Source organism: Agrobacterium sp. 33MFTa1.1, assembly GCF_004328495.1.
In the GTDB taxonomy this organism is placed as follows: Bacteria; Pseudomonadota; Alphaproteobacteria; order Rhizobiales; family Rhizobiaceae; genus Agrobacterium; species Agrobacterium pusense.
In genome coordinates, this window is the sequence record NZ_CP036358.1 from 2,684,052 (window position 1) to 2,696,004 (window position 11,953).

Below are 11,953 nucleotides of genomic sequence, written 5' to 3' on the forward strand. Positions count from 1 at the left end.
TTTACTTATAAACAAACATATTCTGTCGAAGGGCTGTTCTCATTTTGGGAAAACGTATTTCTCAATGAGACACAGATGTTCAGTTATGATGCGGGGCGGCGCAGGTCGGGAATGCCAGGAATTATGCATGGTTACCGTGCGCATCACGCATTTTCGTCACTTAACGCTTCATTCACTAAAACCACGCATTCTTTGACGCGGTAAACTGCTGATTAGTGAGCAAGGGCAAAAAGCGTGTCATCCGGAAAACTGACGAAAATTGTGGTCGGCTTGTCGGTCATTCTGGGAGGGGCGTTCCAGCCCGGTTTTGCCCAGGAAGACATATTGCGCGTCTCGATGAACCACGCCCGCGTCCTCCGTCTCGACCGTCCTGTCAGCAAGGTTATCGTCGGCAACTCGAAAGTTGCCGATGCCACGGTTGCCGACGCCACCACGATCGTTCTGACAGGCCGCAGTTTCGGCACGACAAATCTCGTACTTCTCGACGCCGAAGGGAATCCAATCGTCGATGAGCGGATTCTCGTCTCCATTGATGAAGGCAATACGGTCCGTGTTTTCCGCCAGACGGAGCGAACCGTTCTTTCCTGTACGCCCAATTGTGAGCAGCATTCGCAAAACAGTGGCGACAAAGACGCCCAGCCTTAACAAGGCTTGGTCCGCCTCAAATCCGAACGATCGAGCCGCCGTATTCGATGACGTGAAGGCGTGAGCCTTGGCTCGTCATCTGCATCTTTTCCTAAGGGTAAGATTCGCGCTGGACGTCAGCAAAACGAAAAACCGCAACATGTACCCCTGCGTTCTGCAGGAGGGCCAAATGTTGCTGTTTTTTCGTCTAAGTATTTGATCTGGCTAAGATCAAAATGGAATGGTGCCCAGAAGAGGACTCGAACCTCCACACCCTTGCGAGTACCAGCACCTGAAGCTGGCGCGTCTACCAATTCCGCCATCTGGGCGACGGAGAGCGATGTACGAGGGCAGCCGCCCGGTGTCAACAGGCTTTTTGAACTTTTATGACGGTCATTGATTTTAAAGGGAAAAAACTTGTCTGATGCTGTTGAAACCCGTCGCCGGGTCAGGTGTCGAGGCCTTCGTGCTTCGTCTTGTCGACATGACCGAGGTCTCGGTCCGGGTCGATGATGTCGCGGATTCTCTGTTTGAGCTCTTTTGGGCCGGGAAAACCGCCGTCACGTTTACGTTCCCATATAATGGTACCGTCCACCCCGATCTCGAACACGCCGCCGGTCGAGGGGACAAGGCTCACTTCGCCGATATCCAAGGCGAAGGTTTGCAGGATCTCCTGCGCCATCCATCCAGCCCGCAGCAACCAGTTGCACTGGGTGCAGTAGCGTATCGTTATGCGCGGTGTGGTGTCGGTCATCATCACGTCTCCTTCGCGGCCGAGTCACGATAATGTTAACTTTAACGATCATGTTTTACCCGGCATATGCTTGTTCTTATCACGGGGCTTTGCGAACAGATAAGTCAATCGAATGCTCAAACAGAGAGATCCTATGGCCCAGTTCGACAATAATCGTCAGCGTCTGTTCGTTCCCGCCGTTGCACCGCTTTATAACGGGACACACGATGTGGTGGAGACCATTTTGCGTGTCACGGCGGGACTTCTGCTGGTTACCCATGGGTTCGGCAAGATTCTCAATCCCTTCGGGGCGGTCGGCATGGTGGAGAGCCTCGGTTTTTACCCGGGCGTCTTCTGGTCGCCGCTGCTGGCGGCAACGGAATTCTTCGGCGGTATTTTCATCGCCATCGGCCTTTTCACGCGGCCGGCATCCTTCGCCGCCATGATCGTCCTTCTGGTAACGGTCTGGTTCCATGGTGTGGTGAAGGCGGAAGGTCTGGGCGGTGCGGAAAAATCGATTCTCTGGGCGGCGATTTTCCTGTTCTTCGCGATTCGGGGCGGCAACCGGCATTCGGTCGACGCGAAGCTCTCGCGGGAATTCTAATATCCAGTGGCAGGGCCCATGCTGTGCCACGCCACTGCTGCCGTACCTCTTGAAAATCCCGTTTCATCATGATGAAGCTTGGATTCAATCGGCGAAACCCGCCGGCTGAATCATCTGTTATCATCAAGAGGTCGCATGCGCGTCGCAATTATCGAAAACATGGCGGGCACGCCGCATGGACAACTCGGCGTGGCATTGGCGGAGGCAAATGCGGAGGTACACGTCATTCGCGCCTATGCGGGGGAACCGCTTCCGAAAGATGCGGGCGGTCATGATGCCCTTATCGTTCTGGGCGGAGAGCAGAACGCACTCGACGATGCCCTCTATCCCTATCTTCCAGAGCTTGCGCGTTTGATGAAAACCTTTGGCGATGCGGGCAGGGCAGTCATGGGTGTTTGCCTCGGCAGCCAGCTGCTGGCCCGCGCTTATGGTGGCGATAATATTCTTTCCGGTCCACCGGAATTCGGCTGGAAAAAGGTGTCCCTCACGGAAGAGGGCATATCCGATCCGCTTTTGGCCGGGCTGGATAGAGCTTTTCCGATTTTTCAATGGCACTGCGATACATTTACACTACCACCCGGTGCCACCCGGCTTGCGACCAATGCCGCGACACGGAATCAGGCCTTTCGCCTCGGACGGGCGGTCTATGGCACACAGTTCCATTTCGAGGCCTCCGCCGCAGTCGTTGACGGCTGGTGCGAGGCCTTTCCCGCTTCCATCGAAAAAATGGCGCCCGGCTGGCTGGCACAATATCCCGATCATCGCGACCTGCACGCAGGGATGGCGGATGCAGCGGGTCTGGAGATTGCCCGTGCCTGGGTGCGGCTCATCTGACGAATTTTCTGTTGCGAATATCATGGTGCCAGACCAGAATTGCGTGGAGTTCAATTTTCAGCGCGAAGGAGCCGCAAAGCCCATGTACAAATTCGAGATCTATCAAGACAAAGCCGGAGAGTTTCGCTTTCGCTTCAAGGCTTCGAACGGCGAGACGATGTTTGTCTCTGAAGGCTATAAGGCCAAGGCCTCGGCCATTCACGCGATCGAGTCGATCAAGAGAAATTCCCCCGGCGCCGATACCGTTGATCTCAGCACCATGACGGCCTGAGTCGTACAATGAGAACCGGAATGCAATTTACCTGCCAGAAATGAAGGGCGCATTGGTGGGTGCCGGCGTAAAGATAAGATTCAGTCTTTTTTGATAATCTTCCGTTAGCATTTGTATTTCGAGGTCTCCGGGTGGCGCCAGTGCGCCCCCGATTTGTTTTGCGTACGGGTTCTCATGCGTTCTTCGGCTGTGCCAGCACTTCTTTTCGGTTGCCTTCTGCTTGGCGGCTGCACGTCCAGTTCCGGTCCGGAAAGCCTGGTTGCCGGCTTGCCGTCAAAGGAAACCACGAGTTCTGTCACGCCATCAGCGCCGGTGCCGCAGGCAAGTGTCGGCTCGCAGCCGATAACCGCTCAACCGCGGCAGGAAGTACTGGCCTGGGGTGGGCCGGTGCCGGAAGAGCCCAAGGCTTTTTCCGCCGTAACGCCGAGGGCGTCGCTGCCGCAGGATGCGCCTGAAATCCGTTTGCCGGTCCCGCCGCAGGCCGGGATGATACGGCCGGCTGAACGGCCGATGGAGCGTCCGGTCCAATTGGCCATGGCGGCGGCTCCGGCGGCGAGCGCCGGTGCGCAGATCCGCTCCCGCATTTTCCGTTCCAGCTTCAGCGATGCGAAACCGATCAATTTCGGCCGGGTTCAGCCGCGGCATTTCCAGGTGCACGGCGTGGATGTGTCGCGCTGGCAGGCCAATATCGATTGGCCGTTGCTGCGCACCCGCGGGGCCAACTTCGCCTTCATCAAGGCCACGGATGGCGGCGATCACCTTGATCCGATGTTCCGCACCAACTGGCAGGGTGCAAAGGCCGCGGGCATTCGCCGTGGCGCCTATCACTTCTTCTACTGGTGCCGTTCGGCCAGCGAACAGGCAGACTGGTTCATTCGCAACGTGCCACGCGATCCCGACGCGCTGCCACCGGTGATCGATGTGGAATATAACGGCGAGTCGAGCTGCAAGATGCGCCATTCCCGTGAGCGCGTTCTGGAAAAGATGCGCGTCTTCATGAACAAGCTCGAGCGCCATTACGGGCAGCGGCCTATCATTTATACCGCGCCGGATTTTTACAAGGATAACCTGACCGGCGAGTTCCTGGACTATCCTTTCTGGCTGCGCGCCGTCGCCCAGCACCCATCGGTGGTCTATCCCGGTCGCAAATGGCTGTTCTGGCAATATTCCGGCTCGGGCCTGTCACATGGCGTCGATGGCCGCATCGATCTCAATGTCTTCAACGGCAGCGAAGATGCGTGGCACCGCTGGGTAGATCGCCGTTCCAGCTGAAGGATCGCCCGTGTCAGCGCGCGAATTTTCTGGCGCCCGCGACGCACAGCACCACAACCAGCGTAACGGCAATCATGGCAGGGCTTACCTCTTCGTGCAGCAGGGTTGCGGCAAGCGCGAGGCCGAAGAACGGCTGCAGCAGCTGCAATTGTCCGACTGCCGCAATGCCGCCCTGCGCCAGGCCGCGATACCAGAAGATGAAGCCGATCAGCATGCTGAACAGGGAAACATAGGCAAGGCCGCCCCAAGCTTGGGGATCGATGCCGGCGAGCGTTTGCGGCCCTGTGAAAAACGCGAGCGGCAGCATCACCGGCAGGGAGAGAACCAGCGCCCAGGAAATGACCTGCCAGCCCCCCAGCCTGCGGGAAAGGGCGGCACCCTCTGCATAACCAAGTCCGCAGACGATGATTGCGCCGAGCATCAGGAGATCACCGGTAAGCGAGGCCTCAAGCCCGGTCGAAAATGAATTCCACATCGAAAAGCCCGCCACCAGGGCGCTGCCCGCGCAGGAAAAGAGCCAGAAGGCCGGGCGCGGGCGCTCGCCTCCGCGCAGAACCGCAAAGATTGCGGTGGCCAGCGGCAACAGCCCGACAAAAACAATGGAATGCGCCGAGGTAACGTGTCGGAGGGCAAGCGCCGTCAACAGCGGAAAGCCCACGACAACCCCAAGCGAGACGATGAAGAGCGATGTCAGATCATGGCGCGCCGGGCGCTTTTGCCTGAAAACAAGCAGCAGCACCACCGCCAATAGACCCGCAATGCTGGCGCGGGCCACAGTGAGGAACACGGGATCGAAACCCGTCACCGCAACGCGCGTGGCGGGCAGCGAGCCGCTAAATATCACCACGCCCGTCAGACCGTTCAGCCAGCCGCTTGTCGCCTTGTCCATCGTCATCTCCTGCATTTTGTCCTTCTTCCTCCGGAACTGCTGGCGGCAACAGCGACAGTCATGTACAATTTAAAGAAACTGTTATGGTTGATGTTCCAGTACGGATGGAGAGAGTTGTGGACGGGCGGTTTTCAACCCTCGCGCAGATCGAACCCGGTACGCGCATAGAAAAGGTCATGGCGAGCATTCGCCAGCGCATTGCTTCGCGCAGCCTCGTTCCAGGCGCGCGCCTGCCTTCGGTGCGCGGGCTGGCGAAAGCCATGCACGTTTCCACCTCCACTGTTGTCGAAGCCTATGACCGGCTGGTGGCCGATGGCACGATAAGCTCGCGGCCGGGCTCCGGATTTTTTGTAGCCGGTCCGCTTGCGCCCCTGTCTCTCGCCGATATCGAGCCCCGGCTTGACAGGGCGGTGGACCCGCTATGGGTATCCCGTCAGGCGCTGGACGAAGGGTCCGTCCTTGCCAAGCCCGGTTGCGGCTGGCTTCCCGCGTCCTGGATGCCGGAAGAGGCAATGCGGCGGGCGATCAGGGGGCTTGCGCGCGCGGATGCCGCCCTGCTGACGGATTATGCGAGCCCGATGGGGCTTCTGCCGCTGCGGCAGCTCCTGTCGCGCAGGCTGGCCGATCACGGGGTTCAGGCCGGGGCCAGCCAGATCATGCTGACCGATTCCGGTACCCAGGCAATCGATCTCCTGTGCCGCTTTTTGCTGCAGCCTGGAGATACAGTAATCGTCGACGATCCATGTTATTTCAATTTCCACGCCCTTTTGCGCGCGCACCGCGTCAGGGCCATTGGCGTGCCTTATACACCTACAGGGCCGGACCTGCCTATTTTCGAGCAGGCGCTGAAAGAGCACCGGCCACGGCTCTATATCACCAATTCCGCGATCCATAATCCCACTGGCGCGCGGCTCTCCGCCGTTCATGCCCACCGTTTGTTGATGTTGGCCGAACAGTCGGGACTGACCATCATTGAGGATGATATTTTCGCCGATTTCGAAACTCAGGCCGCCCCGCGTCTGGCGGCCTTCGACGGCCTGAACCGCGTTGTCCAGATCGGTAGTTTTTCAAAAACACTGTCGGCTTCCGTGCGCTGCGGTTTCATAGCAGCGCCCCTGGCGTGGGTGGAAGCGTTGACCGACCTCAAGATCGCCACCGCTTTTGGCGGAGCGCATTTCTCAGCCGCGCTGGTCCTGTCGCTTCTAACGGATGGCAGTTATCGCAAACATGTCGAGGCGCTTCGTCTGCGGCTTGCGGCGGCGATGCCGGAGTCGGCGGCGCGCCTCATCTCACTTGGATGCGTGCCGTGGATCGAACCGCAGGCGGGCATGTTTTTATGGTGCCGCCTGCCGGAAGGCGCGGATGCTGCCGATGTGGCGCGCCGCGCGCTCGCGCAGCAGTTGGTGCTCGCGCCGGGGAATGTGTTCAGTTCCTCGCAGAGCGCGTCCGGTTTCATGCGTTTCAACGTGTCGCAAATGGGTGGTCCACACGTCATGACCGTGCTTGCAGACGCTCTTCGTCAGCCGCCCGTTTCACCTTCGTCCTGACCGCAGGGGCGACTGATCGGAACAAAATCGCGGGAACGTCGTTTTCTCGGCAGAATGAAGAGGAGGAAACACCATGACATTCGATCCCAACAACCCGCGTCCGGACCGCGATCTTCGTCCGGAACTGAATATCAATAACGAACCGCGTGCCCGCACCTCGTCGTCCTGGGTGCCATGGCTGGCAATCATCGTCGTCGTATTGGTGGGCGTCTTCGCCTGGTCGCAGATGAGCGGCCCGACCACCGATCCGGCCACGACGTCGTCCACTACGCCACCCGCTGCGACGGACCAGGCGCCGGCACCGATGGCACCGACTACCCCGGCAACGCCGCCGGCAAATAACGCCGCCCCGGCAAGTCCGAACACGGGTGGAACCCAGACCCAGCCTTAATGGCTGACTGGACATGATGAAGCCGCCTGCTTCCGAGCAGGCGGTTTTTTCGATTGAGCAATCGCTGGTTTGCTCGCTCAGAGCTGGTCCATGGCGGAAGGATGATTGGAGACTTTTGACCAGCGGGTGATCGATTCTGCCGCCAGCGCCGAAAGCGTAATATTTCCGAAGCGGGATAACAAAATGCTCTCCGCCTCGGTCATGGCCTCGAAAAGTGCAGCATTGACTGCCTGTTCAATAACACAATCCGGATTGTCACCTGCCAGCCCGATAGAGAACAGTCCGGGTGCGCCAAGCGCTCTGTAGATATCGAGTAATGTAATCTCATCGAGTGGGCGCGCCAGAACCCATCCTCCGCCATGTCCTTTTTCCGAAGAAACATATCCCTGCTCGCGCAGGCCCGCCATCGTCCTGCGCACCACCACCGGATTGGTCTGCAACATGGCTGCGATACTTTCCGAAGTCGCCGCGCCCTCGTGTTTTTCCATATGGATCAGAATATGCAGCACCCGGGAAAGTCGCGTGTCGTGTCTCATTGTTGAAGCCCGCCTGTTTGCATTCACGCTTACCACCCTCCGGCTGACGTAACAATATAAGTTGCATGACCATTGACTCGATCTTTCATGTAACAGTATAAGTAGCATGATATGGACCGCGGTTACGGTCGGTCTCAAACTATGGGTGCATCATGAAATTCGACGTGATCATAATAGGCGGCAGTTACGCCGGGTTATCCGCCGCCCTGCAGCTGGGCCGCGCAAGGAAGCGGGTTCTGGTGGTGGACGCAGGCGAAAGACGAAATCGCTTTGCCAGCCACTCCCATGGTTTTCTTGGGCAGGACGGCAAGGCGCCCGGCGAGATCGTGAGCGAGGCACGTAGCCAGATCGAGCGCTACCCGACGATCGAGTGGGCGCGGGGGAGGGTAACGGATGCGGAAGGGACTTTTGGTGACTTTGAGGTTGAAATCGATGGCGGTCGCCGTGAAAGCGGCGCCCGTCTCATTCTCGCCATGGGCGTCACCGACGAACTTCCGGATATAGCCGGGCTGAAGGACCGCTGGGGGTCCTCTGTTTTCCACTGCCCTTATTGCCATGGCTACGAACTGGATCAGGGAAAGATCGGCGTTATCGCGGCTTCACCTCTGGCCATACATCATGCACTGATGCTCCCGGACTGGGGGGAGACGACCTTCTTTACCAATGGCGTCTTCGAGCCGGATGCTGATCAGGATGCGCTTCTGTCTGCTCGCGGGGTCCATGTGGAAAAAACGCATATCCGGGAAATCGCCGGACATGCGGATATCGCTCTGGTGGATGGGCGTAATGTTGCACTGGCGGGCCTTTTCACCCAGCCGAAATTGCGTATCGCCTCAGACTGGGTAAAAAAACTTGGCTGCGCCATCGAGGAAGGACCGATGGGATCGACCGTCGTTACCGATCCGATGAAACAGACCACCATTGCCGGCATATTTGCCTGCGGCGATGTGGCAAGGGCTGCCGGCTCTGTCGCCCTTTCGGTTGGCGACGGCGCAATGGCCGGTGCGGCGGCGCATCGGTCGATCCTGTTTCCGCAATGATCAGTGTGAAACGAGGTTGAGCCAGCGCCCCGGTGGCATGCCGAAGGCATTTTTGAAATGCCGCGTGAAATGTGCCTGATCCGCGAACCCGCAGGCGAAGGCTGTTTCCGCAAGGCTGCCACCGGCCCGCATCATCTCCTTGCATTTTTCCAACCGCCGCATGATGAGATAACGGTGCGGGCTCGTTCCGAACAGGAAACGGAAATGCCGAAAAAGCGTAAAGCGGTCGAGCCCGCTTATCTCTTCCAGCTCTTCCGACCCCACGGTTGCGGCGCTGTTCTCCAGCAGGTAATTCCTGCACCGCAGGACGGCCGCCCTGTCAACTCGCTTGATATTCCCAGTTCTTTCATTCGAATGTTTGCAGAGCAGATCCGCAAGTCGCGCCTGCCAGTCTGTCACAAGTAGATTGTCCGGCTCGCTTTCGAGGTTGGCAAGCACTTCGATCAGGCATAGGCGAAAGGCCTCGTCCTCGATAACGGGATGTTTGGAAAAAGGCAGCGACTTATGTCCTGCCTGCATCATCTTTTCAGGCGGAAGGTAAAGCATGCGGTAGCGCAGGCCCTCATCCGTGCCGGCGCCGCCATCGTGAACTTCGTCGGGATGCAGCACGATCACATTTCCGGGCATGCTGAAATGCGATGCGCCACGATAGGAAAAGGTCTGAACGCCTGAGAGCGTAACGCCCAGCGCATAGGTATCATGCCGGTGCGGCGCGTAAGCATTACCGTGAAAGCGCGCTTCTATGCGCTCGAAACCGTCGCTCGCGGGGGCCTGCACGATGCCCTCGAATTTGCACGAACGTTCAAGATCGGTGGCATGCAGAGGCTGTAGGATTGCTTCTCCTTCGTAACCACAGCCAGATTGAGTTCGCATGTTTGATACCAAGATCGCCGTCGTCCTTCGTGACGACCTTGCCGTTTGGCAAAAATTGAACGTCACCGCATTTCTCATGTCCGGGATCGTAGCTCAGACCGGAGAGATCATCGGGGAACCATACCGCGACGGGGCGGGGAACGTCTACAATCCTCTGTCTGTCCAGCCGATTGTCGTGATGGCCGCGGATCAGGAGGCATTGCGCAAAATCCATCAGCGTTCTCTTGAACGTGATGTCACGACATCGCTTTATATCGAGGAAATGTTCTCCACCGGACACGACGCGGCGAACCGTCAGGTCTTCTCGGAATTTTCTCCGGAAACCGCAAAGGTTGTCGGAATGGCGCTTAGAGCCGATAAGAAAATTGTCGACAAGATTACAAAAGGCGCGAAGCTGCACGCCTGAGAACGGTGTTTTTGAAAGGAAAAGGGAGGCCGCAAGCCTCCCTTTCAAAAGCAATCGCGGTACTTCGCCGCTTATTCGTCGTTCATCTTCAGCGCGGCGATAAAGGCTTCCTGCGGAATTTCCACCTTGCCGAACTGGCGCATGCGCTTTTTGCCTTCCTTCTGCTTGTCCAGAAGTTTGCGCTTGCGTGTGGCGTCGCCGCCGTAGCACTTCGCCGTTACATCCTTGCGCAACGCGCGCACGGTTTCGCGGGCGATGACCTTGCCGCCGATGGCGGCCTGGATCGGGATCTGGAACATGTGCGGCGGAATGAGTTCCTTCAGCTTTTCGCACATGCCGCGCCCGCGCCGGTCGGCCGCCGAGCGGTGGACCAGCATGGAAAGCGCATCGACGGGATCGCCATTGACGAGGATCGACATCTTGACGAGATCGCCTTCGCGATAGTCGATGATGTTGTAGTCGAACGAGGCATAACCCTTGGAGATCGATTTCAGACGGTCGTAGAAATCGAACACCACTTCGTTGAGCGGCAATTCATAGGTGATCATCGCGCGGTTGCCGACATAAGTCAGCTCGGTTTGCAGTCCACGCCGGTCCTGACAGAGTTTCAGGATGCCGCCGAGATATTCATCCGGCGTCATGATCGTCGCCTTGATCCAGGGCTCGCGGATTTCCTTGATCTTCACCACGTCGGGCATGTCCGCCGGGTTGTGAAGTTCCTTTTCCGTGCCATCCGTCAGCGTCATTTCATAAACGACCGAAGGCGCTGTCGCGACGAGATCGAGATTGAATTCGCGCTCGAGGCGTTCCTGAATGATTTCGAGATGAAGCAGGCCCAGGAACCCGCAGCGGAAACCGAAGCCGAGAGCGGCAGACGATTCCATTTCGAAGGAGAAGGAGGCGTCGTTAAGGCGAAGCTTGCCCACCGCCGCGCGCAAATCTTCGAAGTCGGCCGCATCGACCGGGAAGAGGCCGCAGAACACCACGGGCTGCGCGGGCTTGAAGCCGGGCAGCGCCTGCGCCGTCGGACGTTTGTCGTCGGTGATGGTATCGCCAACGCGTGTATCGGCCACCTCCTTGATCGAGGCGGTGATGAAGCCGATCTCGCCGGGGCCGAGGCTATCGACATTGACCATCTTCGGGGTCAGGACACCGACGCGCTCGATGCCGTATTTCGCGCCCGAACCCATCATGCGGATCTGCTGGCCCTTGCTCAGCACGCCGTCAATGACGCGCACGAGAACCATGACGCCGAGATAGGTGTCGTACCAGCTGTCAACAAGCAGCGCTTTCAGCGGCCCGTTTTCGCCGACATCGCTCTTCGGCGGCGGCAGGCGGTGGACGATGGCTTCCAGAACATCGGGAATGCCAAGACCTGTCTTGGCGGAAATCATCACGGCGTCGGAAGCGTCGATGCCAATGACTTCCTCGATCTGTTCCTTGATGCGGTCAGGTTCGGCTGCCGGCAGGTCGATCTTGTTGAGAACGGTGACCAGCTCGTGATTATTGTCGATGGCCTGATAGACGTTGGCGAGCGTCTGGGCTTCCACACCCTGCGATGCATCGACCACCAGCAGCGAGCCCTCGCAGGCCGAAAGCGAGCGGGAGACTTCATAGGCAAAGTCGACGTGGCCGGGCGTGTCGATAAGATTAAGCACATAGGTCTCGCCGTTATTCGCCTTGTAATGCAGGCGCACGGTCTGAGCCTTGATCGTGATGCCGCGCTCGCGCTCGATATCCATCGAATCGAGGACCTGTTCCGACATGTCGCGTTCGGCGAGGCCGCCTGTCGACTGGATCAACCGGTCGGCCAGCGTCGATTTGCCGTGATCGATGTGGGCAACGATCGAAAAGTTGCGGATATGGTCCAGGGGCGTGCGGGTCGAATTTGTGCTCATGTTCCGCGCTATAGCAGGGGCTTGTCATGCCGCAA

14 protein-coding genes and 1 tRNA gene are annotated in these 11,953 nt (G+C 58.4%); 9 read left to right on the top strand and 6 right to left on the bottom strand.

Going from position 1 to position 11,953, the window contains the following annotated elements:
- The first annotated feature begins 234 nt into the window (after nt 1–234).
- Nucleotides 235–645: a pilus assembly protein N-terminal domain-containing protein gene (locus tag EYD00_RS13345; protein WP_004439310.1), complete on the top strand. Its 411-nt coding sequence runs from the start codon at nt 235–237 to the stop codon at nt 643–645.
- A 221-nt stretch (nt 646–866) separates the two neighbouring features.
- Here EYD00_RS13345 and EYD00_RS13350 read toward each other — a convergent pair.
- Nucleotides 867–953 (bottom strand) — tRNA-Leu (locus EYD00_RS13350).
- Between the two features lie 119 nt (nt 954–1,072).
- Nucleotides 1,073–1,378 carry an Rdx family protein gene (locus EYD00_RS13355; protein WP_034496346.1) on the bottom strand — a complete coding sequence of 102 codons (306 nt, stop codon included), beginning with the start codon at nt 1,376–1,378 and terminating at the stop codon, nt 1,073–1,075.
- 133 nt (nt 1,379–1,511) lie between these two features.
- On the opposite strand from EYD00_RS13355, the gene EYD00_RS13360 reads away from it, so the two are divergent.
- From EYD00_RS13360 to EYD00_RS13375, 4 genes are all read left to right on the top strand, one after another.
- Nucleotides 1,512–1,961, top strand: coding sequence for a DoxX family protein (locus tag EYD00_RS13360; RefSeq protein ID WP_004439312.1), 450 nt, complete (start codon nt 1,512–1,514; stop codon nt 1,959–1,961).
- Between the two features lie 135 nt (nt 1,962–2,096).
- The gene (locus tag EYD00_RS13365; protein WP_004439313.1) at nt 2,097–2,795 is read left to right on the top strand and encodes a type 1 glutamine amidotransferase; all 699 of its coding nucleotides are present in this window, start codon (nt 2,097–2,099) and stop codon (nt 2,793–2,795) included.
- An 82-nt stretch (nt 2,796–2,877) separates the two neighbouring features.
- Nucleotides 2,878–3,066, top strand: coding sequence for a YegP family protein (locus EYD00_RS13370; RefSeq protein ID WP_004439314.1), 189 nt, complete (start codon nt 2,878–2,880; stop codon nt 3,064–3,066).
- 174 nt (nt 3,067–3,240) lie between these two features.
- A complete protein-coding gene (locus EYD00_RS13375; RefSeq protein WP_004439315.1) occupies nt 3,241–4,338 on the top strand; it encodes a glycoside hydrolase family 25 protein in 1,098 nt (365 codons plus the stop codon).
- A 13-nt stretch (nt 4,339–4,351) separates the two neighbouring features.
- Here the strand turns inward: EYD00_RS13375 and EYD00_RS13380 are convergent, their stop codons facing one another.
- Nucleotides 4,352–5,227, bottom strand: coding sequence for a DMT family transporter (locus EYD00_RS13380; RefSeq protein ID WP_004439316.1), 876 nt, complete (start codon nt 5,225–5,227; stop codon nt 4,352–4,354).
- A gap of 104 nt (nt 5,228–5,331) precedes the next feature.
- Between EYD00_RS13380 and EYD00_RS13385 the strand changes: the two genes are divergently transcribed.
- Both EYD00_RS13385 and EYD00_RS13390 read left to right on the top strand, forming a co-directional pair.
- Complete coding sequence (locus tag EYD00_RS13385) at nt 5,332–6,774, top strand: aminotransferase-like domain-containing protein (RefSeq protein ID WP_044459963.1); 1,443 nt, start codon at nt 5,332–5,334, stop codon at nt 6,772–6,774.
- Between the two features lie 73 nt (nt 6,775–6,847).
- Nucleotides 6,848–7,165: a hypothetical protein gene (locus EYD00_RS13390; RefSeq protein ID WP_004439319.1), complete on the top strand. Its 318-nt coding sequence runs from the start codon at nt 6,848–6,850 to the stop codon at nt 7,163–7,165.
- Nucleotides 7,166–7,242: 77 nt separating this feature from the next.
- Here the strand turns inward: EYD00_RS13390 and EYD00_RS13395 are convergent, their stop codons facing one another.
- Nucleotides 7,243–7,701, bottom strand: coding sequence for an Rrf2 family transcriptional regulator (locus tag EYD00_RS13395; protein WP_004439321.1), 459 nt, complete (start codon nt 7,699–7,701; stop codon nt 7,243–7,245).
- 152 nt (nt 7,702–7,853) lie between these two features.
- Here EYD00_RS13395 and EYD00_RS13400 point away from each other — a divergent pair, with 152 nt between their 5' ends.
- Nucleotides 7,854–8,741 (top strand): NAD(P)/FAD-dependent oxidoreductase, encoded by an 888-nt coding sequence (locus EYD00_RS13400; protein ID WP_004439323.1) that lies wholly within the window; start codon nt 7,854–7,856, stop codon nt 8,739–8,741.
- Here EYD00_RS13400 and EYD00_RS13405 read toward each other — a convergent pair whose 3' ends face one another.
- The gene (locus EYD00_RS13405) at nt 8,742–9,518 is read right to left on the bottom strand and encodes an AraC family transcriptional regulator (RefSeq protein ID WP_034496341.1); all 777 of its coding nucleotides are present in this window, start codon (nt 9,516–9,518) and stop codon (nt 8,742–8,744) included. It lies immediately after the preceding gene.
- Nucleotides 9,519–9,612: 94 nt separating this feature from the next.
- On the opposite strand from EYD00_RS13405, the gene EYD00_RS13410 reads away from it, so the two are divergent.
- Entirely contained in the window at nt 9,613–10,020 is a 408-nt protein-coding gene (locus EYD00_RS13410) for a DUF2000 family protein (RefSeq protein ID WP_004439326.1), read from the top strand.
- 71 nt (nt 10,021–10,091) lie between these two features.
- Here EYD00_RS13410 and lepA read toward each other — a convergent pair whose 3' ends face one another.
- Nucleotides 10,092–11,918, bottom strand: a complete 1,827-nt coding sequence (lepA, locus tag EYD00_RS13415; RefSeq protein WP_004439328.1) for a translation elongation factor 4 — start codon at nt 11,916–11,918, stop codon at nt 10,092–10,094.
- Nucleotides 11,919–11,953: the final 35 nt, after the last annotated feature.

Bases quoted from the DNA above. Each gene is read 5' to 3' on its own strand.
- EYD00_RS13355 (WP_034496346.1), bottom strand. From the start codon at position 1,378: ATGACCGACACCACACCGCGCATAACGATACGCTACTGCACCCAGTGC.
- EYD00_RS13360 (WP_004439312.1), top strand. From the start codon at position 1,512: ATGGCCCAGTTCGACAATAATCGTCAGCGTCTGTTCGTTCCCGCCGTT.
- EYD00_RS13365 (WP_004439313.1), top strand. From the start codon at position 2,097: ATGCGCGTCGCAATTATCGAAAACATGGCGGGCACGCCGCATGGACAA.
- EYD00_RS13370 (WP_004439314.1), top strand. From the start codon at position 2,878: ATGTACAAATTCGAGATCTATCAAGACAAAGCCGGAGAGTTTCGCTTT.
- EYD00_RS13375 (WP_004439315.1), top strand. From the start codon at position 3,241: ATGCGTTCTTCGGCTGTGCCAGCACTTCTTTTCGGTTGCCTTCTGCTT.
- EYD00_RS13380 (WP_004439316.1), bottom strand. From the start codon at position 5,227: ATGGACAAGGCGACAAGCGGCTGGCTGAACGGTCTGACGGGCGTGGTG.
- EYD00_RS13385 (WP_044459963.1), top strand. From the start codon at position 5,332: ATGGAGAGAGTTGTGGACGGGCGGTTTTCAACCCTCGCGCAGATCGAA.
- EYD00_RS13390 (WP_004439319.1), top strand. From the start codon at position 6,848: ATGACATTCGATCCCAACAACCCGCGTCCGGACCGCGATCTTCGTCCG.
- EYD00_RS13395 (WP_004439321.1), bottom strand. From the start codon at position 7,701: ATGAGACACGACACGCGACTTTCCCGGGTGCTGCATATTCTGATCCAT.
- EYD00_RS13400 (WP_004439323.1), top strand. From the start codon at position 7,854: ATGAAATTCGACGTGATCATAATAGGCGGCAGTTACGCCGGGTTATCC.
- EYD00_RS13410 (WP_004439326.1), top strand. From the start codon at position 9,613: ATGTTTGATACCAAGATCGCCGTCGTCCTTCGTGACGACCTTGCCGTT.
- lepA (WP_004439328.1), bottom strand. From the start codon at position 11,918: ATGAGCACAAATTCGACCCGCACGCCCCTGGACCATATCCGCAACTTT.